This window comes from Pseudoalteromonas sp. BZA4, from assembly GCF_040104395.1.
In the GTDB taxonomy this organism is placed as follows: Bacteria; Pseudomonadota; Gammaproteobacteria; order Enterobacterales; family Alteromonadaceae; genus Pseudoalteromonas.
The window spans coordinates 54,580-78,913 of record NZ_JBECOT010000006.1; the positions used below are offsets into that span (position 1 = coordinate 54,580).

19 protein-coding genes are annotated in these 24,334 nt (G+C 39.0%); 11 read left to right on the forward strand and 8 right to left on the reverse strand.

All coding sequences use genetic code 11. The features are described from left to right. Nucleotides 1–154: 154 nt before the first annotated feature. Nucleotides 155–955 carry a thioesterase family protein gene (locus ABMY41_RS04230; RefSeq protein ID WP_349274197.1) on the forward strand — a complete coding sequence of 267 codons (801 nt, stop codon included), beginning with the start codon at nt 155–157 and terminating at the stop codon, nt 953–955. Here ABMY41_RS04230 and ABMY41_RS04235 read toward each other — a convergent pair. Further along, the gene (locus ABMY41_RS04235; protein ID WP_063703714.1) at nt 944–1,720 is read right to left on the reverse strand and encodes a transporter substrate-binding domain-containing protein; all 777 of its coding nucleotides are present in this window, start codon (nt 1,718–1,720) and stop codon (nt 944–946) included. The genes ABMY41_RS04230 and ABMY41_RS04235 overlap by 12 nt on opposite strands. 140 nt (nt 1,721–1,860) lie before the next feature. On the opposite strand from ABMY41_RS04235, the gene ABMY41_RS04240 reads away from it, so the two are divergent. From ABMY41_RS04240 to ABMY41_RS04250, 3 genes are read left to right on the forward strand one after another with little or no spacing between them, the layout of a single operon-like run. Beyond that, entirely contained in the window at nt 1,861–3,099 is a 1,239-nt protein-coding gene (locus tag ABMY41_RS04240) for a PqiA/YebS family transporter subunit (protein WP_349274199.1), read from the forward strand. Next, nucleotides 3,096–4,751 (forward strand): intermembrane transport protein PqiB, encoded by a 1,656-nt coding sequence (pqiB, locus tag ABMY41_RS04245; protein ID WP_349274200.1) that lies wholly within the window; start codon nt 3,096–3,098, stop codon nt 4,749–4,751. The genes ABMY41_RS04240 and pqiB overlap by 4 nt, the downstream gene beginning before the upstream one ends. Continuing rightward, a complete protein-coding gene (locus ABMY41_RS04250; RefSeq protein WP_130167506.1) occupies nt 4,751–5,362 on the forward strand; it encodes a PqiC family protein in 612 nt (203 codons plus the stop codon). Before pqiB ends, ABMY41_RS04250 begins: the two co-directional genes overlap by 1 nt. On the opposite strand, the gene ABMY41_RS04255 is transcribed toward ABMY41_RS04250, so the two are convergent. The 3 genes from ABMY41_RS04255 to ABMY41_RS04265 form a co-directional block, all read right to left on the reverse strand. Next, nucleotides 5,345–5,836: a GNAT family N-acetyltransferase gene (locus ABMY41_RS04255; RefSeq protein ID WP_175080620.1), complete on the reverse strand. Its 492-nt coding sequence runs from the start codon at nt 5,834–5,836 to the stop codon at nt 5,345–5,347. The genes ABMY41_RS04250 and ABMY41_RS04255 overlap by 18 nt on opposite strands. Before the next feature lie 3 nt (nt 5,837–5,839). Next, nucleotides 5,840–6,244, reverse strand: a complete 405-nt coding sequence (locus ABMY41_RS04260; protein ID WP_252950203.1) for an NUDIX domain-containing protein — start codon at nt 6,242–6,244, stop codon at nt 5,840–5,842. A 98-nt stretch (nt 6,245–6,342) separates the two neighbouring features. Then, entirely contained in the window at nt 6,343–6,645 is a 303-nt protein-coding gene (locus ABMY41_RS04265; protein WP_349274235.1) for a hypothetical protein, read from the reverse strand. On the opposite strand from ABMY41_RS04265, the gene ABMY41_RS04270 reads away from it, so the two are divergent. Next, nucleotides 6,530–7,912 carry a Na+/H+ antiporter NhaC family protein gene (locus ABMY41_RS04270; RefSeq protein ID WP_349274203.1) on the forward strand — a complete coding sequence of 461 codons (1,383 nt, stop codon included), beginning with the start codon at nt 6,530–6,532 and terminating at the stop codon, nt 7,910–7,912. The genes ABMY41_RS04265 and ABMY41_RS04270 overlap by 116 nt on opposite strands. Nucleotides 7,913–7,961: 49 nt before the next feature. Here the strand turns inward: ABMY41_RS04270 and ABMY41_RS04275 are convergent, their stop codons facing one another. Then, nucleotides 7,962–10,847 carry an insulinase family protein gene (locus tag ABMY41_RS04275; protein ID WP_349274204.1) on the reverse strand — a complete coding sequence of 962 codons (2,886 nt, stop codon included), beginning with the start codon at nt 10,845–10,847 and terminating at the stop codon, nt 7,962–7,964. Nucleotides 10,848–11,013: 166 nt separating this feature from the next. Between ABMY41_RS04275 and ABMY41_RS04280 the strand changes: the two genes are divergently transcribed. Further along, nucleotides 11,014–11,427, forward strand: coding sequence for an MAPEG family protein (locus ABMY41_RS04280; RefSeq protein ID WP_175080616.1), 414 nt, complete (start codon nt 11,014–11,016; stop codon nt 11,425–11,427). 315 nt (nt 11,428–11,742) lie between these two features. Here ABMY41_RS04280 and ABMY41_RS04285 read toward each other — a convergent pair whose 3' ends face one another. After that, the gene (locus ABMY41_RS04285; RefSeq protein WP_349274206.1) at nt 11,743–12,480 is read right to left on the reverse strand and encodes a peptidylprolyl isomerase; all 738 of its coding nucleotides are present in this window, start codon (nt 12,478–12,480) and stop codon (nt 11,743–11,745) included. A gap of 247 nt (nt 12,481–12,727) precedes the next feature. On the opposite strand from ABMY41_RS04285, the gene ABMY41_RS04290 reads away from it, so the two are divergent. After that, complete coding sequence (locus tag ABMY41_RS04290; RefSeq protein WP_054563072.1) at nt 12,728–12,925, forward strand: hypothetical protein; 198 nt, start codon at nt 12,728–12,730, stop codon at nt 12,923–12,925. Nucleotides 12,926–13,000: 75 nt separating this feature from the next. Further along, a complete protein-coding gene (ushA, locus tag ABMY41_RS04295) occupies nt 13,001–14,608 on the forward strand; it encodes a bifunctional UDP-sugar hydrolase/5'-nucleotidase UshA (RefSeq protein ID WP_349274208.1) in 1,608 nt (535 codons plus the stop codon). Nucleotides 14,609–14,666: 58 nt separating this feature from the next. Here the strand turns inward: ushA and ABMY41_RS04300 are convergent, their stop codons facing one another. Next, nucleotides 14,667–15,614, reverse strand: coding sequence for a hypothetical protein (locus ABMY41_RS04300; protein WP_349274209.1), 948 nt, complete (start codon nt 15,612–15,614; stop codon nt 14,667–14,669). After that, entirely contained in the window at nt 15,601–16,503 is a 903-nt protein-coding gene (locus ABMY41_RS04305) for a hypothetical protein (RefSeq protein ID WP_287243586.1), read from the reverse strand. Before ABMY41_RS04305 ends, ABMY41_RS04300 begins: the two co-directional genes overlap by 14 nt. A 219-nt stretch (nt 16,504–16,722) precedes the next feature. On the opposite strand from ABMY41_RS04305, the gene ABMY41_RS04310 reads away from it, so the two are divergent. The 3 genes from ABMY41_RS04310 to ABMY41_RS04320 all read left to right on the forward strand — a co-directional run bounded on the left by ABMY41_RS04310 (nt 16,723) and on the right by ABMY41_RS04320 (nt 24,042). Then, entirely contained in the window at nt 16,723–17,586 is an 864-nt protein-coding gene (locus ABMY41_RS04310; protein WP_287243597.1) for a S1/P1 nuclease, read from the forward strand. Nucleotides 17,587–17,618: 32 nt separating this feature from the next. Next, entirely contained in the window at nt 17,619–20,825 is a 3,207-nt protein-coding gene (locus tag ABMY41_RS04315; RefSeq protein WP_349274211.1) for a TonB-dependent receptor, read from the forward strand. A gap of 127 nt (nt 20,826–20,952) precedes the next feature. After that, complete coding sequence (locus ABMY41_RS04320; RefSeq protein ID WP_287243588.1) at nt 20,953–24,042, forward strand: TonB-dependent receptor; 3,090 nt, start codon at nt 20,953–20,955, stop codon at nt 24,040–24,042. Nucleotides 24,043–24,334: the final 292 nt, after the last annotated feature.

Sequence of the window (24,334 nt, forward strand, 5' to 3'; positions counted from 1 at the left end):
AAAAAAAATTACTTTTTTTTGAAATATTTTCGAAATGGCCGTTTTTTCCACAAAAAGCGGTGTTTTCTCAGCCTGCTTGCAGGATAAACAAACTGGTCTGATGACTTTGGCTATGCTATAACAAACACCATAACAATAAATGTTAAGGAAAGTTATGCATTTTGAACAATTACTCGCCATGGCAGCTGAACTAGGCAAAGACAAAACAAAAGTAATGCAGTTCCCAGAAAACTGGTGCCAAGGTCGCACAGCGTTTGGTGGATTATCTGCGGCGTTATTATATCAAGCAATACTTCAGCATATCGATAGCTCTCGCCGCTTACTATCTTTAAGCACAAACTTTGTTGGCCCGTTAATCGCTGACAATGATTTTTCAATCGACGTTGAAGTCTTACGTGAAGGCAAAAACAGTGCGCAGGTACTAGCAAAAGTGATTCAAAATGGCGATGTTTGTGTTATTACACAAGCCTGCTTTGGTGCACAGAGACAGTCCGATGTTCGTGTAGATGTCACTAAGACCATGCAGCTAAAACCGGTTGATGAGCGTTTCACTCTACCTTATAAGGAAGGCGTGATGCCGGCATTTTTCCAACATGTGGCATTGTGTTTACAAGACGGCAATATGCCTTTCTCTGGAGCAGATACCTCACATTTAGGTGGCTGGATGAAATTCAAACATGTGCCAGAGCAAATGACTGAAGCCCATATCATCGCCCTAACAGATGCATGGCCACCAACCTTATTACAAATGTATAAGCAACCTGCACCAGCAAGTAGTATGTCGTGGTACATAGAATTTGTAGAAGAGCCTGCAATTGCCCATGATGCTTGGATTGGCTACGAAGCGGTTACACACCATAGTAAGGATGGCTATGGGCTAGAAGATGGCTGCATTTGGAGTGAAGACGGTAAGCTAATTGCGCTAAGCCGTCAAACCGTCGCGTTATTCGCGTAACTCGGGCTCTGAAAGTTGCGCGTACTCAGTACCATCAAGGCGAATAATTGCTTGGTATTCGCCTGATTCTATGATCTCACCAAGACCCAAATTAAAGGTGTTTTTTAAAGTTTTACTGTAAAAAAACGCAGGTCTTGGTGCTTCTTTAAAGATTGCATGCACAATAAAAGGTTTTACCTCAGCGCTTTGTTTATATTTTTCTAAATAATATAAAAACACTCGGCGCTCTAGGATAATTACATCGACCCAGCCTTTCATAAGGTGATCAACTTGTGCTTCTTGGTTAACTACTTCTTCGTAAGAACGCAAAATATTGGTAACCGATTTAAAAGGTGCTTCAATGAAATTCGTCGCATTTTGAAAGGCAAGCACGCTTTTACCTGCTAAATCGTAAATACTATTAATTTTCAGCTCTTTATTGGCAAGGCTAACCGCCACATTTTGGTAGCTCAGTAGCTCGTCACTTTTATAAACATGCGGCGTGAGTACGGGTGGAAAATTTAATGCAATATCTACTTTGCCCTGCATAAGCTGCTGCTCAGCACGCTTATTAGACATGTAATGGATATCGATATTAGATATGCCTTGCGATTTAAAAGCAGCTTTCAATATTTCGAGTTGAATACCGCTGTTAGTGTCTTGAATGACGTAAGGAGGCAAAGAGGCGCTTGCAGCAACAACTATAGGCTTTTGCGTATTTGGCTCAGATAAACACTCACCTTTAACACTAACAAACAACATTAAAAGGATAAATAATTGCTTCACTGCTCACCTTAAAGAATTAAATGTATTAAAAAGCGCAACCGCTTTGTACAAATATTAGCTTATATTAAACAAAGGTGCATTTGAATTTATACACTATTTGATGCAAACTTAACTAAGTTCTTGTTTAAGAGACCCTAAGTTTGCAAACAGCCTGTCCTAGCTGCGATCTTGTCATTGAGATCCCACACTTAAGTGCAAAACAAGTGGCAATATGCCCTCATTGCAATACAAAGCTTTCGGCATCGCAAGCTAACCAAGATAGTATGGTGGTCGCACTAAGTTTAAGTGCTATTGTTATGCTACTGAGTAGTATGTTTTACCCATTTCTGTCTTTTACCAGTAGTGGTATTACCCAAACAATCACCTTACCCGATGCCGCACGTATTCTCTTTAATTACGACAACGACTTTTTAGGTTTGTTCATCGACACCAGTATTATTGGTCTGCCACTACTTTTATTAGTACTTATAATTCCTCTGCATTTAGGCTTACTAAAAGCGCTGCCGTATCAATGGGGAAAAAGACTGTTAAAAATCACCTTTGCGTTAGAGCCTTGGATCATGTCTGAGATTTTTTTAATTGGTGTGATGGTCAGTATGGTTAAAATCATGTCGATGGCCGATATTGAATTTGGTGTAAGCTTTTGGGCCTATAGCGCTTTTGTTATCTGTTATGTGGCAGCCACAGCAAAATTAAATAAGCACACCTTATGGCAACAATTAAAAGAACCAGAATATATAGAGCAAACACAGCCAAATACGCGTGCTATTGATCAAGGATTAAGAGCATGTCATGTTTGTGGACAACTGTGTACGACCGAAATCTGTTCACGCTGCGACTCTAAAACTTACAGTCGTAACCCTTTTAGTGTGCAAAAAGCCGCAGCATGGTTATTAACCTCAGTGGCCTGTTATATTCCTGCTAATGTCTATCCTATTATGTACACCACAAGCCTTGGCGATGAAACTCCATCGACCATTATTGGTGGCGTAATGATTTTATGGAATAGTGGCTCATACCCTATCGCAATGATCATCTTTTTAGCGAGTGTGGTTGTACCCCTTGCCAAAGCGCTAATATTAAGTTTTTTATGCTTTATGGTGATGAGGCCAGCAAACAGACAAACTAAAAGCTATACACGTATCTACCAATTGACTGAATTTATTGGTAAATGGTCAATGATCGATGTATTTGTTGTGGCGATTCTAGTAGCCTTAGTACAACTAGGAAACTTAATGTCAGTAACACCTGGCATTGGCACAATATTTTTTACAACCATGGTTATTTGCCAAATGTTGGCAGCCCATGCGTTTGATCCCCGTTTATTGTGGGATAACCCAGATAACTTAAGTACTGCGAAACAAGAGACCTTGGCATGAGCGAAACCGCTAAAATAAAAACAGCGCCAAATATATCGTCAATCTGGATCATTCCAGTTATTGCCTTATTAATCGGCGCATGGATGTTGTACCAGTATCAAGCAAATAAAGGCACCACCATCTTCATCAAAATGCCTCATGCAGAAGGTATTGTAGCCGGTAAAACAGAAATAAAAGTACGTAGCGTGAAAATTGGCCAAATCGACCATGTTCGTTTATCAGATAAACAAAATAGCGTTATCGCACGGGCGCAAATCGATAAACATTACGACGATTTACTCACAGATGATGCGAAAATTTGGGTTGTAAAACCACGGATTGACGATACCGGCATAAGCGGCATGAGTACCCTACTCTCTGGTGTGTATTTAGAATTTGCACCGGGTGAAAGTAAAAAGCTGGCCGAAAGATTTGAGCTACAAGATGAACCGGCTCTAATTGGTAAAGATGTAAAAGGTGGGCGCTTCACCCTATTAAGTTATAACGCAGAAGTGCTTGATGTGAGTACCGGTATTTACTTTAAAGATTACAAAATTGGCCAAATAGAAACCGCCACCTTTGATTGGAAGAATCAAGCGATGAAATATGGCATTTTTATCAATGAGCCATACCAAAACTTGATCACCTTAAACTCTATTTTCTGGGTAAACTCAGGCATCGAAATAGACCTCTCTGCAGATGGTATTAATGTTAATACAGGCTCCTTAAGTAAATTGCTCAAAGGCGGTATTTCTGTTGGTATTCCTGAGCAACAAGCGCCCGGTGAAGTTGCCAGTAACGGCCATAGCTTTTCTTTAAGTAATAGCTACAAAGCCGCCTTAGAAGAACGCTTTTACGATTTTGACTACTACTTAATCGACTTTGAGCAATCAATTCGCGGCTTACGCGCTGGCGCTCCTGTAGAATACCGAGGTATGCGTATCGGTAGTGTGGTTGAAGCACCTGCAAGTGTCATAATAGATGGTAAGCCCGCACACTTTAGAACCGATAATACCGCAGTACCTGCGCTGATAAAAATTGAATATGGGCGCCTTTACCACGACAGTGCAGCAGCACGCGAGTTTTGGTACTCGAGTTTAGATGGTTGGATCAAAAATGGTCTTCGTGCTTCTTTAAAGCCGGGTAACTTACTCACTGGCGCCGTGTACGTTGACTTAGATATTTACGATAATGCAGAGCCTGCCGAATTAAAGACAATAGCCGAGTACACTGTATTCCCGAGTGTATCAAGCGGTATTACAGTCATAGCCGACCAAGTCTCTGATGTATTAAATAAAGTAAATAACCTTAAAATTGAAGATAGCTTGGCACAAATGCAGACCACCTTTGCCGAGTACCAAGCGCTTGCTCATGACATGAGAGAGTTACTAAATAAGCAAGATACACAAGACTTACCGGGTGATATTAATCGCAACTTTGCAGAAATGACTAAGAGCATGCAACAGTTCGATAAAACCATGAAACAATTTGAAAAAACCATGGCAAGTTATGAGCAAGGTTCAACATTCCACCAGCAGTTGCAAACGACTTTATCTGAATTTAAACGTTTAAGTGAAGAGCTACAGCCATTCACACGAGGTTTAAACCAACAACCTAATATGTTGATCTTTGATAAAGAGCTACCAGCAGACCCAACGCCGAGGAAACAATAATGAACTATAAACTCTGTGCTTCAGTGGCATCAGTGCTGTTACTTTCGGCCTGCAGTCAAACGTCATTCTCGACCATTGAGTATTATCAATTTTCGCAGCCAATTACTGCGATGCAACGCTTAGCAGAAAATACGCAAGCTCAGCTCAGAATTAACACCGTACAGCTACGTGGTGCGCTTAATAATCGTGGCATTGCTATGGTTCTCGACAACAACCGAGTCAATGCTGCTAACTACCATTTATGGAGCGAATCACCTGATTTAATGTTAACCGCCAGTGCCCATCAACAGCTTTACACTGACCTTGATAATTGGATGGTAATAAAAGGCTTGCCAGTGATCACCGATTTAGATCAGCAAAGCTTTTATGAATTAGAGTATGAGCTACATCACTTCAACGGCGATGAACAAGGCAATGCCAACATTGCCGGGCTTTGGCGTTTGTACTATACAAACCCTGAATCTGGCCGAAAGTTAAAGGCGGTCAATTATTTTAATGAGCTTACACCACTTCAAGACAGTGATTACGAAGGGCTTGTCGCAACACTTGAGTCAACGTGGCTAAAGGTCAACAAACAGGTTGCAAACGAAGTATCAAAGCTTGCTCTTTAATAAGAGTTTTAGAGGCTGATTGTCATCATTAATGATGACATCGCCTATAAACTCAAAACCAAGTTTCTGTAACACCTTCTGTGAACCAATATTTGTTTGCGAGGTTATTGCAGCAAGCACACCAAGCTCTAATACGTGTTTTTTTGCCATCAATAACCGAGCAGCAGCTGTAATAATACCCTTGCCTTCATATTTAGCTAACAATGCAAATCCTAAATCGGGGATAGCTAACGCATCGCGCTGAAAGAGCCCCACCATTCCAACCGGTGTATCATCAGCTAAACAAACAATATAACTGCCAAAGCCCAATTGCTGGTGGCTATTTATAAACGTTTGTTGAATATAATGCTCAGCTTGTACGGGCGTATTAATATTTTTATTACCAATGTGCTCTAAAAATGTTGCTTGGTTTAAAAGCTCAACGATAAAAGTCGCATCATCAGGCTGCCCGGCACGTAAATATATATCTAACATTTATTAAAACACCTTACTAACGACATCATTGCTAAAATTAAGGCAGTCAAGAACACGCTCTTTTTGTACTTTAGATAACTCGTCTATATCGAAGTAGCCGAACTCTGTGTGCTCATCGCTCAACATTATCTCAGCGTCCTCAGCCATATGAGCACGAAAAATAAACGCATGAGAGTTAAACGCTGTGTGATAATAAACACCACTTAAATAAGCTATTTCTACGTCACAATTAAGTTCTTCTTGGCATTCGCGAAGTAACGCTTGATGAATGGTTTCACCTTTATCTAAAGCGCCGCCAGGTAACCCCCAACTTTTTTGACCGTAATCAGCTTTTAGTAATAACACTTGCCCTTGGTTGTTGGTGATAACCGCATGGCTACTGAGTCTGTAAGTATCTGAAAATGCCATAATCCCTTTGCTCATTTAATAAAAAGTGACGTTATTGATGAGTGTAAAATAATTATCATCGCAATAAAAATTGTTATTGACTAAATTAATATTCAGGATTATTTTTCTTGCGATGTTTTGGGCAAAACAAAAGCAGTATACCCTCTATACTGTCTGGCGCCAGCCAACGCAGGCACTTTCCCTAATGGGTCCATAAAAGTGTGTTCGCGTAAAGCAGTTACTTGAGTCGATAGACTTCTGATTTCTGTAAGCAATCTCGCATTGCTTAACTTTGTGAAAAATATAATGCAAGAACCTTCTGCGTTAAGTTTACTGCCGCCAGTATTGGTGGTGGTTTTGGCCGTATTTTTACGCCGCCCTATTTTATCTTTACTAATTGGATCTTTGTTTGGTTTAGCCATGCTAGGCCCAACCGCTGTGTTAGCCAATTTTGCTGATATTTCATTAAAAGTAATGCAAGACGAAACCATTGCTTGGCTAATTTTAGTCTGTGGTGGGTTTGGTGCATTAATCGCTTTATTAGTGAGAACCGGAGGTGCAAGTGCCTTCGCCGAATTAGCGTTAAAATTTGCAAAAGGCCAGCGCTCATCGTTGGTGATGACCTTTGTGCTAGGTGTGATTATTTTTATTGATGATTACTTAAATGCATTAACCGTCGGTGAAACCATGAAGCGTATCACCGATAAGTTTAAAATTAGCCGTGAAATGCTCGCTTATGTTGTTGACTCAACTGCTGCGCCTATCTGTGTGCTTGTACCACTCTCTACATGGGCCGTTTTTTTTGGCGGCTTGTTAGTTGATAATAATGTTGCACCAGAAGGCCAAGGTATTGCCGTCTACATTCAAGCAATCCCTTATATGTTATACGCTTGGTTTGCAGTCATTGTGGTATTACTGGTTAGCTTAAATGTGATCCCTGCTTTTGGTCTGATGAAAAAAGCACAACTACGTGCCATGAATAATCAAATCGAAATCTCGAATAGCCAATACACAGATATTCAAACAGCAGATGAATACGCAGTGAAAGCAGCGGAAGAAAACTTTGAAACAGCAGCATCAAACGGCAAACTCTATAACTTTTTAGTGCCGATAGTTTTACTTGTTGCGTTTACTGTTTACTTTGACATTGACGTATATAAAGGGTTGCTTGCAACCTTTGCCGTTGTTTTACCTTTTTACATGTTACAAAAGTTAATGACATTGTCAGAACTCGTTGAGCGTATGCTCGATGGTTTTAAAAGTATGATCCCCGCTATTGGGACTGTGGTTGCTGCATTTATATTTAAAGATGTGTGTGACCAATTAATGCTTCCGCAATATGTCATTAATACATTAAGCCCTTATATGACAGCACAGTACTTACCTGCCGTGGTGTTTTTAGCAATGGCAGTCCTTGCTTTTGCAACGGGTTCAAGCTGGGGTATTTTCGCAGTAACGATTCCTATAGTAATGCCACTGGCTTACGCAATTGATGCCAATATTCCTTTAGTGATTGGTGCTTTGTTGTCGGCGTCATCGTTTGGTAGTCAAGCCTGCTTTTATTCTGACTCCACGGTACTTGCTGCACAAGGCTCAGGGTGTGATTTAGTCAGCCATGCTATCACGCAACTGCCTTATACCTTACTTGCTGCAACAGCTGCATTTATAGGATTTTTGATTATCGCATAAATTAAAAAGCCCAAGCAATTGCTTGGGCTTTTGTTTATCAACTATTAGGTTACTTTTGGAATTTAATGCCTTTGTAATAACCCTCTAAGTTTTCAACTTTTGTTTGGTCTTTCAGATCAGCAAATGGCTTATCTGCAAACTTACTACCACGCATTTGAATATTTAAACGTGCAGCTTCACTATTGAGCATGGTTTTCTTGTAGTAATCTTTAAGATCAGCCAAGGTTACTTTTTCAACTTCTGCGATAAGTTTTTCTTTAGAATCGAAGTTAAAGTTTTCACGGTACCAATCAGAAATAAGCGGTGACATTTCATCACTTAAATTCTTAGGTTGCTCTTTTAAAGACACAAGCGTTGCATTTTTAAGCTGTGCAAATGTTTCTTCTTTCATGTTATCAAGCTCAACAGCGTATTGCTTTTTGAACTCATCAAAACGCGCTTGCATTTCTTTAGGACCTTTAACCGGTGTTTGAATATAAAGACCCAAAGCAGAGTAGTCTTCGATAGGACGTGCTAGTGCACCAACCGCATAAGCTAACTGCTCTTCTGTACGTAACTTATCAAACGCTACGGTTCTAAAGTGGCTTTGTAAAATTTGTGCCTGTGCTTTTTGCTTATAACCTGGGGTTGGGTGAACAACCATATCAATAATTGCTACATCCGCTACATCAATATCTTTTTGCAGTACAATACGTTCACCAGGCTGAGGTAACCAGGCTTTGCTTCTGGCAAACTCAGTCGCTTGATGACCTTTAGGTAGTATAGCGGTTAGCTTACTCGCAATAGATTCAACATCGTTTTGGTTATAGTTACCAAAAGTGAATACGCGTAGATCATTGGCAGCAAGTGTAGATTGTTTAATAGCCGCGAAATCAGCAAGGGTTAGTGTATCTGCCGCTGCAATCAAGGTTTCGGTGTCAAATTTACCACTACGTGTAAGCTTAGAGTACTCACCGAATGCTTGATAGAATGGGAACTGCTTTTGTTGATTGAGTAAATCACGCTTAAAACGATCGATTGCTTGGGCAAAACCTTCTTCAGACACATCTAACGTTAGATTTTCAAGGGCCTGAGCTAAAAGAACATCTTGTTTATCAGTGAAACCACTTAGCGATAACACAAGGCCGTTACTTGGCTGTAGCCCTAAACTCATACCAGCAACAGCTGCTTCTGTGCTTAGTTTGCTTTGTTGTAAGTTATAAAGATCAGCCCAAATTGAGTAAAGAACTTGTGATTTTACATTCACAAGGGCATCCGGCGTATTAATGTAAACTTCAACAAGGCCTTTTGGCTGTTCAGCAAACTGCTGACTTGCTTGACGCCAAACTTTTACACCCTGCTTATCAAATACTAGTTCAGGGTGCGCCTGTTGTTTAAACTCAGCTGTTTTAATTGCAAAGCTTTCAGGTAATAAGCGGTTAACTGTTGGCAATGCTAAAGCGTATTCGCTCGGTTTGCTCCAACTTGCAACTTCTGCTTCGCTGATGTCTTCTATACGATATTTACCATCGTAAAAATGTAGCTGTGAATCTGTTTCTTCTTGCTTTGAAATATACCAAATACGTAGTGTATCTTCGTTTAATTGTGAAAGCACATTTTGCACCGCGTCTGCATCAAACTTAGCATAATAATAAGGTGCATTAATTGCGTTGTTCACAGGGAACTTTTGCATACTATCAGTTAAGTTACTTACATAACCAAACTCATCACCTTTTTCAAGGAATTGAAATTCATTGTTTAACGATGTACGAATTTCATTAAAGTATTTACTATCAACACCCTGCTCTTTAATAAGCGCAATGTACTGCATAACCATAGCGACAATTTCTTCGCGGTTTTGCATGCCAGCATCAGTCAATTCAATATTAACCGTTAAGCTGCCGTAGTTACCATATTGTGTTGGAGCATCAGAAGCAGATAAACGTGACACCCAGCCTTTATCACGCAAGATTTGCGCAGGACTACCTTGCATTTCGTTACTTAAAAGGTATGAAACAAAACGATTTGGTTTAACCGCAAACTGTGAACTGTTATCAGCAATTGTGAACTCTAACTGTAGTTGTTTTACATCTTCATTTGGTGAGTAGTAAACACGCTTTCCGCCAGCAACAGAAAAGTCTAACTTATCAGTCACCGTTGGTTTTTCGATTTTTTTATTTTCAATATCAGCAAAATACTGTTTAGCTTTTGCTTCCATTTCAGCCAGAGGACGATTTGAGATCATCGCCACTTTCATAATGTTCGATGAATAATATTTGTTATAGAAAGCAACGGTTTCTTTATGCAGATTGCTGCCTTCTTTGTCCCCTAAAGTTTCTAGGTTACCAATTAAGAAACGGTTTGCAGGGTGTGAGCCCATCATTTGACGCGCTAGTTTAAATTGGCCAAAAAAGTCCATTTCACGACGCATTGACCACTCTGCGTTTACCGCATTTTTTTCTTTGTCTGTGTATTCAGGGTAAAGCTTTGGCGATTTAAAAAAGTCTGCAAAGCGGTCAAGTGCTTCGTCGTAGGCATCATTGTTCACTTTGAACATGTAGTTTGTGATATCTAACCAGGTGTAAGCGTTATGTGCGCCACCATTTTTGGTCATGAAATCACTGTAACCTTTAGTGTCTGGGTAGCGGTCTGTACCAAGAAACAGCATATGCTCTAGGTAGTGCGCCATGCCCTGTTGCGACATAGGATCGTGTAATAAACCAACGCCTACACTCAAAGCAGCAGCTGATTTTTCAGCACTAGGATCTGAAATTAAAATTACATCAATTTCGTTATCTAGTTTTAATGTTTTGTACTCACGGGTGTCGTTTGGGCTGATAACTAACGAGTCAGGAATAAGGTTAGTATTAGCTGCAGGAGGCGTTGTGGTAGAAGTAGAAGAACAACCAGCTAACACTGCAAAAGCGATTGCACTGAGTCCAATTATTTTTTTCATTATTTTGTATCCATTAGAAATTGAATAAATTTTTATTTATCATGAGTTTTCGAGCGCCGCAATTCAATGCTTTTCAGCTAAGTTACAGCAAAACTTTGTAACACATTGTGAAAATGCAATACTTACGGTTAAGATTAATAGCAATAACTATAACAAAGGATGAGCTATGGAAAAGTGGCTAATTGTAGCAATGTTCACTCAGGTCTTTCTGACTTTTGCAGTCATGTACATTATGGGTAAGCGTCGTTTTCGTGCGGCAAAACAAAAAACCATCGAGATGAAAGACTTCTTAACAATGGAGCTTGAAAAGGCTGGGGATAATGTTCGCGTAGCAGATCGTAACTTTATCAATCAATTCGAAATGCCTGTGCTGTTTTTTATTGCCTGTTTAACAGCTCTGCAAGTCAATGCTGTAGGTACTGTATTTGTTGCCCTTGCTTGGGTTTATGTTGCATTAAGAATTATTCATAGCGTAATACACTTAACTTCAAACACCTTGAAGGCTCGCTATTATAGTTTTGTTGTCAGTAGCTTTATAATGCTAATAATGTGGGTGCTTATTTTAGTTAGAATCTTCTAAAAAACATCAATACAAAGAAATAAGGCGCTTTTTAGCGCCTTATATATACCCAAACCACCTCAAGATTCAGAATTCAGCGTTTCACAGGTGTTTAATATCAAGGCGTTACTTTGCAAGAATGGCAGTCCCTTTTAAGAAGTAACAACGATGAGAGTAAGTGCCAGTGAAGCGCCCAAAGGGTTGGTTTAAAAGCGATTTATACTGCGTTATTGATTTTAACAATAGAACCACTATTACTTGCAATCAATGCCTTGCCTAAATCGCTTTTAATTCCAACTGAAACTCGCATCTTGAGGTGGTTTGGGTATATTGGAATTATTTACGACGACTAAAGCCTGCAAGAGCTAATAAAGATAGTATCCACGCAAGACTCCCGCCTGAGCTACCACCGCCATTGTCTGAAGAGTTATCTTCATTAATTAGCGTGTTCTCTTTTGGTGACAAAGAAGCAGATGAATTCGGATCATCATCAATCACAGTCACGCTGTTAATGTAAAATAAGTTTTCACCACTGAAACCTGATGTTGTATCTGGGCACTGCTCTTCATTAAGATTTACTACTGGGACTTCTCCACAGTGAACTAAAGAGGTGATTTGTTCTAAAACATCCATACTCTGTACAGTTACTTCACCAAAAACAGTAAAGCCACCATTTTGTAAGTCAAGGTTTGCGCTGTTATCTTTTAAATTGAAAAACCACTGACTTGTCGCACTATTAGCATTACCACCAACTTTCGCCATTGCAATGGTACCTTTAACATTCGACAGCACTGGCTCATTGGTAATAGCGTCAGCAGTTTCTATCGCCTCAAAATCAGTATCAAATTTAAAACCACCACCTTGCAATACAAAGTTATCAAATGAGCGATGGATAACCGTACCGTCGTAGCTGCCATCTGCAACATAGTTTAAAAAGTTTTCAACGGTAACAGGTGTATGTTGGTCATAAAGGTGAACAGTAATACTGCCCAGATCTGTCTGCATTTCAACAATAGTAGCATTGGCTGTAAAACAGCTAGCCAATAAAGCAGTTGCAAGTAGATGTTTTTTCATTGTTTATCTTTCCTGATAATTTTTATTATAAAACTGCAAGAAGCTTAAACAAAATAGACAGACGCTTAAATAGCAAACAAAACAGTTACACAAAACGCGCCAAAGCAATTACATCTCAGTTACATTAATTTACACCATGTATTCATTATGGTTATAAAAAATTTAAAGAATAAATCAAAATCGTCTTATCAAATAGGCTCAGTTTGTTAGTATCAGCACGACAACAATGAACACACAGGAATGAACCATGGCGAATGAAGAGAACGCAATATGCGATTTTGGCCTACACCAAGGTGAGCCTTATAGTAAGTTACCCGCTAGTTTTTTAAATTGGATGGTCGGCAATAATCATCAAAAGTCTCATTACGCAGAACAAGAACTACAACGCAGACAACTTGCCGCAACAGGACAACTAAATACAGAAAATAGCGACAAAAGTTTATAAAATACATTTAATTTAAACTTAAGTCGCTTAAACTAAGCGCATAATTAACCTACTGCTCTATTCAGGCAAACAATTATGCGCTTTTTTTTACTAACATCGCTACTGGTTACCCTAACCGCATGTAGCTCCTCTTCTAATAATACTGATTCAGCCCAATATTTAACTCTGCTTCATACTAATGATAACCATGGTCGTTTTTGGCATAACGAACAAGGTGAATATGGCATGGCTGCTCGTAAGACTTTAATTGATCAACTAAAAGCCGAAGCCAAAGCACAAGGTCATGCTGTTTTACTGCTTTCTGGTGGCGATATCAATACGGGTATTCCAGAGTCTGACTTACAACACGCGGAGCCCGATTTTAAAGGTATGTCGTTAATTGGTTATGATGCCATGGCAATTGGTAACCATGAGTTTGATAATCCACTGGCAGTACTTGATCAACAACAAAAATGGTCAAACTTCCCTTTTCTATCAGCAAATATCATCGATAAAACAACCGGTGAAAATCGTTACCAAGGCTATAAAATCTTTGAAAAGAATGGGCTTAAAATTGCTGTAATCGGCTTAACTACCCCAGATACCTCTAAAATCGGTAACCCGCAATATATCGGTGGCCTAGAATTTAAAGACCCTACAGACGTTACTGCAAAGTTAGCTCCAGAAATTGATAAACAGTACAACCCAGATATTACCATCGCTGTTACTCACATGGGTCACTATGTTGATGCTAACTTTGGTATTAATGCACCCGGTGATGTAACTATGGCACGCAACTTACCAAAAGGAATACTTGATATTATTGTTGGCGGTCATTCACAAGAGCCAGTGTGTATGAAAGAAGCCAATGTTGCTGACAAACGCTTTATGCCAGGTAAAGAGTGTAAGCCTGACCAACAAAATGGTACTTGGATCATGCAAGCCCATGAGTGGGGTAAATATGTTGGTAAAGCTGAATTCAAATTAGAAAACGATGAATTAACTTTGCTCAATTACTCACTTATTCCTGTAAATCTTTATATCGATGATGAAAACGGTAATAAAAAGCTAGCGGCTGAGTACATTGAACCAAACAAAAACTTACAAGACATCCTTGCGGTTTATCAGCAAAAAGGCGCAGCACAAATTGCTGGTAAAATAGGTAACGTGGATGCAAAACTTGAAGGTGACCGCAATAAAGTACGCTATGAGCAAGTAAACTTAGCACGCGTTATTATTGCTGCACAAATGCAGTCAGTGGGTGCTGATTTTGGTTTGATAAGCGGTGGCGGTATTCGCGATAGCATTCAAGCAGGCGATGTAAGTTATAAAGATATTTTAAAAGTTCATCCTTTTAAAAACCGTATCACCTATATTGATATGACAGGCCAAGAGCTATTTGACTACTTACAAGTTGTTACTTCTTTCCCACCTGATTCAGGTGCTTACTTACAATACTATAAGCTAAGCTTTAAGCGCGACAATGAAACTTTATCTGATGTTAAAATTGCCGGTAAACCACTTGATATGGCTAAAACTTATCGTATGAGCATTAACAGCTATAATGCCTCTGGTGGTGATGGTTACCCTACTCTTACCAATAAAAAAGGCTTTGTGAGTACAGATGATACAGATGCACAGGCATTAAAACGTTTCTTTGAGCAAAATAGTCCTGTTAAAGCGTCTGATTACGCTCCTAAATAAAGACTAGTTAAATAGAAAAAGGGAAGTCAGTGACTTCCCTTTTTACTTTTAAACTAGATTACTTCCCAATGACTTCAATATCGGCAATCTCAATCGCTTTCAATCCATAATGATGTAATCGAGAACGAGAGCCTTCACCATGGGCCTTAGGTGGATAATAGGTTTCTTTTATCTCAGGCTGCTCTTGCCAAACTTCATCAAGTGCTGCCCGAATTTCACTTAATGTTTTTTCTAAACTATTGGTAAAGTTTGGGCGCTTACGTATTGTGTGACCAAGCTCTACTAACCGGTAAAAATACTTGTTTGCTAAAGTCAGTAATTCTTCTGGTACATCTTTATTTTGATTAAGCACTACATCAGGATGTTCAATACAAAACTCAACCAATGCAAGGTAAAAGCACAGCGGTTTATTAGCAAGCGCCACTGTTTTATCAACAGCACAGCTAGCAGCGAAAGTCTTATTTTGAAGATCGACTATCAATTTAGGCTTTTCTTCTGCCTGAATTGCAACTTCTGGTTCGTGTTTAGCAATTTGGATTTTAGTGCGTTCACTTATAAATAATAAATAAGTAAATGCAGCTGCAAATAAACACACCAAAATCAACACAGCGATATCATCTTTAGCAAACAAAGACGATGCCACAACGAAGCTAACCGTCAATGATTTTTGTGGTGCATGCAATTGCTTAGTGATTAAATCTGCACGAGCAGGATAATCAGAGTTCCCCTCAATGGAGTAAACCATCACGCCTGAGTCAGCTAATTGTGCATTAAGGCGCGCGATATAATTGAGTACCATATCTTTACTACCTGAATGCTTTAAAAAATCATCAGGTAAATTTAAATGGTTTAAATCAAGGGCAATACGGTTTTCAACTTTTGCTAGAGTCAGGGCATCATTAGTTGTTGTCTTATAAGCTTTTGCTGTAATAAAGCTGGCAAATAGAACCAAGCAACAGCTTATAAATACTCCGCCATAAGCAAGCTTTACTCTAATTGGCAGCATTGCTATCCCCTACTTTCATTGTTTGCTGAGTCGACTCACACTCCCAAAAAGACTCAACATGATTAAAGTAATGAGAATTTTGATTGTGTGCTAATTGGGTTAACTGCGCTTGAACTGCACATAAAAGGTCGGTGTTTTCATCCTGCATTTTTAAATACCAACGACTACCACTTATATTGTCACGTATAGGCGTAATGTAGTTTTTAGAAAAACGTTGCTGGTCACTGTCTTGCCAATAAGAAGAAATTAAATCGACCTTACCACTTGCAAGCAGCTCTCTTAATTCAGTATGCGAACTTGCGTAAGTGATATTAAGGTTTTCTAGGTTGATATCTAATTTTTTAAATAATTGTTTAGGTAAAATGTGTCCAGAGCGGCTCGTTGGGTAATCAAGCAAACCAATACGTTTATCTAAAAAGTAGCTTTTTTCAATGCGTGGCTTTTCTTTACTAGAAATTAAATAAGCAGTGTAGTCAGGAAAGCCAACAACTGCTTGGTAGTTATAGGTTGACTCGGCCATAAAGGCATTAATCAAGTTTTCTTTAGCCAGGATCAAATCTGCAATCCCTTTACCTAAAAACTCAATTGTGTCAGATGTTTTATAACCCCAATAAGAGGTGACCTTGCCGTATTGTTTACTAATGATGTCATCAGCGCACAAAGTTTTAGCGACATCCTCAGCCAATACTTTGCCAGATGAATACACCACCAGCTCGTTAAGGTTAACCTCTGATTTAGTATCACATTGAAAAGACGTTTCAATAAATGCATCTATATCAGATACAGTCGGTTTGCCCTGCAAAATTCCGATATAAAAAAACAAAATAACTGCTAGAAACAAAAATGTAACAATCGACGATTTTTTTATTAGTATTGTTCTTAAATTCAATTTTAATAGCCAACAACGCTCCGTTGTCTCTATTTGAACAATTATTCTTACTTATTACAACAAGTAATTTTACCTGAACACATTAAGCCATTGATAAGTAATATGTATGAACAAGAAATTATGAATCTTATTGAGTCCTTTCTATTTGCTTTTAAATTCAGGAAAATATGGGCCAAGAAATCGTGCTTCATGGCACATTCATTTTTGGACACTGAGTTAATGTTACAAAAAACAATAAAAATGTTGCTGTTATCGACACCAATTATTTCAGCGGTGTTAAGTAACCCGGCTAATGCATGGGGTCAGAATGGTCACCGTATTATTGGTGAAATTGCATCTAAGCATATTACAGACACCACCCAGCAAGCATTAGTTCCTTTACTAGATGGCGAATCTTTACCTCAAATTGCAACGTGGGCTGATGAAATGCGTTCTGCTCCAGAGAAATTCTGGCAAAAGAAGTCTTCGCGCTGGCATTACATTAACTTTAAAGAAGGCGATGCTAAACCTCATTACGAATCACATGCTCAGCATAACAAAGAAACTGTGTCAGACATCTTAGAAGGCATGGAATATTCGATTTCAGTGTTAAAAAACAAAGAAACTTCTCTATCTGAAAAGCAATTTGCATTGCGCTTTTTGGTGCACCTTGTTGGTGATAGCCACCAACCTTTTCATGCTGGCCGAGGAGAAGATCGAGGTGGTAACAATATTTCTGTCACATTCTTCGGACAAGATACCAATTTACATAGCTTGTGGGATACAAAGCTCATAGAAAATGAAAATTTGTCTTACACTGAATTTGCTCAATTTATAGATACAAGAAATCAAGAATTAATAACAGACTATCTTGCCAGTTCACCTAGCGATTGGTTAATCGAATCAAATAACATTGCAAATTCTCTGTATAACGAAAATGAAACAAACGTAAGTTACAGTTACATATATAAAAACTTACCGATTGTTAAAACCCGCCTACAACAGGGTGGTATTAGATTAGCGGGTTTATTAAATACCCTATTTGATAAATCTGCAAAACCGTTAGTAAAGGCACTGAAGATGCCAGCTAAAATCAAACTTTAAACTAACAAACCTCTAACACGGGAAACAACATAATGAAAAAGTTACGCCTTTCGAAATTAACCGGAGCAGTTATATTAGCTCTTGGTGTTTCAACAAGTGCTATGGCTGCAGATACCTCTTCTTCTATGAGAGGTAAAATAACAACACCTTCTGGCGAAGCAGCAGTAAATGTGAAGATAAAGGTTATCCATCAACCGACAGGAACTATCAGTGAGTTAACTACGAACGATAGTGGCACATTTATCGCTAATGGTCTGCGTGTTGGTGGTCCATATACCGTTCTTATCGATTCAGATAAACACAGTGATAGTATGGTAGAGAATATCTACCTTGAGCTAGGTGATACTTATCGCTTACAAGAACAGTTAAACTCATTATCAATGGAAAAGATAGAAGTTTCTGGCTATAAAATTGTTCAACAGTCTGGCGGTTCTAGCAGTGTTTTTGGTGAAGACACAATTAACAACATGCCAAGCTTTAACAAAGATATTAAAGATGTAGCACGATTAAACCCGCTTGCTAACATTAACGGTAGTGGTGAACTAACATTTGCAGGTAATAACCCACGTACAAACAGCTTAACTGTTGATGGTATTGGCCAAAACGATGACTTTGGTCTGAACTATGGTGGCTACCCTACAGCCCAACCTCCAGTTGCTTTAGATGCGATCGAACAAATTTCTGTAGATGTTTCACCTTTTTCTGCATCAAAAGGTAACTTTGGTGGTGGTACAATCAATGCCGTAACCAAATCGGGAACAAACGAATTTAAGTTTTCTGGCTTTTATGAAACATCTACACCTGATATGGCGGGTGATGTAGACAATATTTCTGAAGTTTATGCTGATGGACGCCCTGTATTAGATGAAGATGGCCACAAAACATTTGAGATCAATAAAGTAGAACCAATTCAAACAGAGGAGCGCTTTGGTTTTAATGTAGGCGGTCCATTGATTAAAGATACTCTTTTCTATTTTGTTAACTACAACAGCTGGAAAAGCGAACTTGATTTAGATTATGGTTTTGAAGGATCTGGTGCAACCAACGAATACGATGTAACTGCAGAACAATTAAATAACTTCTTATCTGTATTGGACAATGAATATGGTTTGCAAGACTCTTTAGGTGGCGATCCTGAAGACACAAATGAATCACTACTTGTTAAACTTAGCTGGAACATCAGCGATGCGCACCGCTTAGATTTCACATATCAATGGCAAGATGATCAAGAAGAGCGTAACTTTGGTACTGGCGGGGACACTGTATTACTTGCATCAAGCCGCTATACTTATGCAACTAAATTCAATAATTTCTCGACAAAACTTTACTCAGATTGGAGCGATGTTTTCTCATCAGAGATTGGTATCGCGTATAAAGATGTTAGTTCAAACAGCTTAACAAATTCGAATATTGGTAGTGTAAAAGTTGAAGAGTACTATCGTGGTCCAGCTTATGAGTTTGGTACAAACCAATACCGCCATGCAAATGAGTCTTCAACTGAGAACCTAACATTAACATTTGATGGTACTTATCTTCTTGATGAGCATGAGCTTAACTTTGGTATTCAGTATGAATCATTAAATCTGTATAACCTATTCGCTGCAAATTCGTTAGGTTCGTGGGAGTTTGATAGTGTAGCTGGTTTTGCAAACCGTGAAGTAGGTAACTATAATGGTACTTACGACTTTTCTTACGCAAACGCCTATACAAACAATTCCGCAGACACAGCATACGATGCAACACGTAGCCAATTAGCAATCTACCTAGAAGATACTTTTTACATTGGTGATGATTTAGAAGTTAATGCAGGTATTCGTTATGAGCGTTTAGCATCAGATGACAAACCAACTCTAAATGAAAATTTCTTAGAGACATATGGCTTTTCAAACCAAGAAAACCTTGATGGCGTTGATATCATCTTACCACGTGTCGGTTTTAAATATTACGCAACAGAAAACCTAACAATCAGCGGTGGTGTTGGTCGCTTCCAAGGCGGTATTCCTAACGTTTGGTATAATAATTCGTACCAAAAAGACGGTATTACACTTGTTGATGCACCTCAATCAGTTATTAACGATTACTACGCTAATAACTCTGCAGATATCACATCTGTTCCAAGTGCAATCCAAGATTCACTGGTAAAAGGAGCAGGTAGCACGAACTACATTGACCCTGACTTCAAATTACCTTCAAGCATCCGTAGTCAAATTGGTTTCGAATATGACTTTGATTCTGAATTACTAGGTAATGGTTTCAAATGGCAAGCTGAAATTGCTTACCATAAGAAAGAAAACGAAGCAATTTGGCACAACACGGCAATTGTCCCTGTTGGTGTTGCAGCAGATGGCGAGCGTTTAATCCAAGAAAGCATCTATTCAGGTGATTTAGCTGATAACTTCGATATCATGTTAACAAATTCATCTGATGATGGCCGTTCAGTAATCTTCTCGACAGCTCTTGCAAAAGAGTGGGATAACGGTTTATACATCTCAGCAAGCTATGCACACCAAGATATTACTGAAGCATCTTCTGGTTCATCTTCACAAGCACAAAGCAACTATCAGCACAGTGTTACAAAAAATCGTAACCAAGACTTAGCACAGCGTGGTGCCTATGAAGTAGAACATAGCTTCAAAGTGAATATCAGTTACCATACTGAATTCTTTAAAGGCTATAACACTAAGTTTGACCTTTATTTTGAGCGTCGTTCAGGCCGCCCTTACAGCCATACAATGGCTTCGTATCAAGATGGTGCGCTAGGTGATTCGCGTGACTTCTACTCAAGCTCAGCTTATTTAGCTTATATTCCAACTGGGGCCGATGATCCAAATGTAAACTGGGATGAATCGCAACTTACCTGGGGTGAACTTGAAGCACTACTTGATAGAGCTGGCATCTCTGAGCGCGGTGAAATATTAGACCGAAATACAGGTACTATGCCGTGGGTTACAACAATGGATATCAGCGTCAAACAAGAAATTCCTGGTTTCGCTGAGGGACATAGCGGTGAAGTTTATTTCATGATTGATAACTTTGCTAACTTACTTAATAGTGACTGGGGTATTGAAAAACGCCTAAGCTATCAAGACCAATCGGTTTATGACTTCGGCGGTTTAGACGACCAAGGTCGCTATATAATTCATGAAGCGTACAATGGTGCCGATGTAAGAAATTATACGCAAATCGAGCAAGGTGCTTCTGCATGGCAAGCTAAAATTGGTATTAGTTATAAATTCTAATCTATAATTTTTAAACCCGCCTAAAAGCGGGTTTTTTTATATCTGTAATAAAAATGACACACTTTGATTCTAAAAAGGTAGGATATTTACGATGAGTAAGTATCATTATTTAACAACGGGAAACCTCATGAAATCAACATTTAATAAAAGTACTTTGGCAATCGCTATTGCGACTTGCTTGACCTTTAGTCATGCAGCAATTGCTAATGAAACATCATCTTCTATCAAGGGCCAAGTTACGGGCCCTAATGGCACCCCTGCTGCTGGTACACAAATAACAATAATCCATATACCTTCAGGGTCAGTTAAAAAAACGACCGTAACAAATGAGGGTAATTTTTCTAGTAAAGGTCTTCGCGTAGGTGGTCCTTATAAAATTATCGTCGATTCTGATCTATATGAAGATCGACAACTAGATGATATCTATTTAACTCTTGGCCAAGATTACCCTGTTACTGTTAGTTTACAAACACGACAAATGGAACAAATAGTTGTATCTGGCGCGCCGATCAGTGCACAATCTGGGAGCACTGGCCCTGCAAGTCACTTTTCACTTGAAGATCTAGAATCACGTCCAGCAATAAACCGTGACTTGAAAGATATTATTCGTGCAGACCCTCGTATTTTTATTGATGAAACAAATGCAAACTCGATCAATTGTGGAGGCGGTAACCCGCGCTTCAATAGCCTAACAGTTGACGGGGTTCGCATGAATGATAACTTCGGTTTAAACTCTAGCGGCTACCCAACTGAGCGCATGCCTTTTTCATTCGACTCAATAGATCAGGTAGCGGTTGAGCTTGCACCATTTGACGTACAATACGGTGGGTTTACTTCATGTAATATAAATGCAGTAACAAAATCAGGTACCAATGAGGTTCATGGTGGTTTGTTTTACGACTACACCAACGACTCAATGTCAGGGGATTCTATTGAAGGTAAAGACCTTGATACAGGGAACTACACTGAAAAACGTTATGGTTTTAATGTTGGCCTTCCTTTAATTGAAGATACGCTATTCTTTTTTACCTCTTATGAGAAGCTAGAAGGCGCACAAATATTTGACTATATTCCTTTTGCTGACAACCGTATTGATCAAACAACTATCGATCGTATTACACAAATCTCAAAAGATAATTACAACTACGACCCAGGTAGCATGATTCCGAGTCTACCTGTCGAAGACGAAAAGATTTTAGTAAAGCTTGATTGGAATATTAATGATGCCCACCGTGCAAGCCTAGTATATAACTATAATGACGGTTTTTCTCTTGCTCAATCTGATGCAGATTCTAACGAAATAGCTCTTTCAAACCACTTCTATGAGCGTGGCGCTAAATTAGAATCTTATGTCGCATCTCTGTACTCTGATTGGACAGATAACTTTTCAACAGAAGTAAGAGTGGGTTATTCGAAACTCGATAACCGCCAACAATCATTAGATGCAGCATCTGGTTTCGGTGAATTCCGAATCGATACCGGTGATATTGATGTTTATATCGGCCCGGATGATTCGCGCCAATCAAATATCCTAAATTATGACAACCTGTCACTAAAATTAGGTGGGACATACTATTTAGAAGATCACGAACTTTCATTTGGTTATGAGCGTGAAGAACTAGATGTATACAACTTATTTGTTCAGCATAGTGAAGGTGAATATCGTTTTGGTTCAATAGAGGATTTTGAAAATGGTATAGCACGTATTTATTACGGCAACGCTTCATCACAAAACCCAGACGATGCAGCAGGCGAATTTGCTTATGCTTTGAACACCGTATACTTTCAAGATAAGTTTGAGCTAATAGACTACGATATTACTATTACAGCGGGCTTACGCTATGACTGGTATACAAGTAGTGATAAACCTACCCATAACCAAAACTTTGAAGACAGATATGGTTTTTCAAATAGCCAAAACCTAGATGGCATTGACCTTCTTCAACCTCGTTTAGGCATCAACTGGATTTATAACGATCAATTAGAGTTACGTGGTGGACTTGGTCTATATTCTGGTGGTAATCCAAATGTTTGGGTTTCAAACAGCTACTCTAATGACGGTGTAAGAAATATTCAGATCGATCAAAAAGATTTACAAATTCTTGGTGATGATGCCATAGCATTTAATGGCAGCGGTATGCCTGGTTATGACATTCCTCAATCGCTGTACGACGAAGTTGGACAAGGTGGTGCAGATGCAAGCGTAAATGTAACAGACCCTGACTTTGAAATTCCGTCAGAATGGAAGTTCTCTTTGGGTGGTACTTACATTACAAGTAATGATTATGTCTTCAATGTTGATTATCTTTATACCGATAAACAAGACTCAGCGATTATTCGTAACATTGCAAATGTGCAAACAGATACTGCACCAGATGGTCGCCCAGTATACAATGATGTTTTACACCCGCGCACATCTGACTTTATGCTAACTAACGTAAAAGGCAGTGATGCTTATTCGCATGTACTTTCTTTATCTATGAATAAAGCTTTTGATAACGGTATTGATTTAGCACTATCTTATGCTTATACCGTGGCAAAAGATGTTAGTCCAATGACAAGCTCTGTAGCATTCTCTAATTATCACCAGATAGCAGTTGCTGATTCAGAGAATCCTGGAGTTACAACTTCTAATTATGAAATACCTCACCGCTTTACATTATCTTTAGGTTACAGCCATGAGGTCTTTGATGGCTATGAAACTAAGTTCAACCTATTTGGTCAAGCACAACAGACTAATCCGTACTCTTACACGTTCGACCGTGATTCTAAGGGCTTAGGCTACAATGATGCTAGTCGTCAACTATTATATGTCCCTGAAGTAGATGATCCGTCAGTGGTTTATGGACCTGGCTTCGATCAAACAGCTTTTAACAACTGGATTGAGAGTGAGGGGCTTGAGCGTGGAGAGATTCAAGAACGTAATAACATCGACGGTGACTGGTGGGTTACATTTGATCTAAAAGTTGAACAAGAGTTTATGGGCTTCACACCAGATCAAAAAGGTACTGCTTATTTTGTAATAAAGAACATTGGTAATTTAATTAACGATGATTGGGGTATTCTAAAGTCAGGTAGTTCTTTGCAAAGTGCTGTAACAGCTGAGCTTGTTGATGGTCAGTATGTTTATAATTCTTTCAATGACCCTGCAGGTGCAAGTGTACAAACAGAGCCTTCTTTGTGGGAAATGCGTTTAGGTGTACGTTACACATTCTAATAACGAATTAACCTTGTTATAAATCAAAAGCCCGCCCCTACTGGCGGGCTTTTTACGTTTTTAGAAAGTTACTAGTTGCAGCTATTTTACATCGCGTCCTTGTATCTGAAACCTAGTGCCAAAACCTAGAGCCTAATACCTGATAAAATTTCAGTAGGACGGGCTTTAGCCGGGAAAAATAGTAGTTACGAGCTTTAAGAGGAAAGGAAGCAAGTTGCTAGGTAGCAGATTTTACTCGCGTCTGATGGCTGAAAGCTTTCTAAAAATGCAGGCCAATGAGACCTGCATAGAT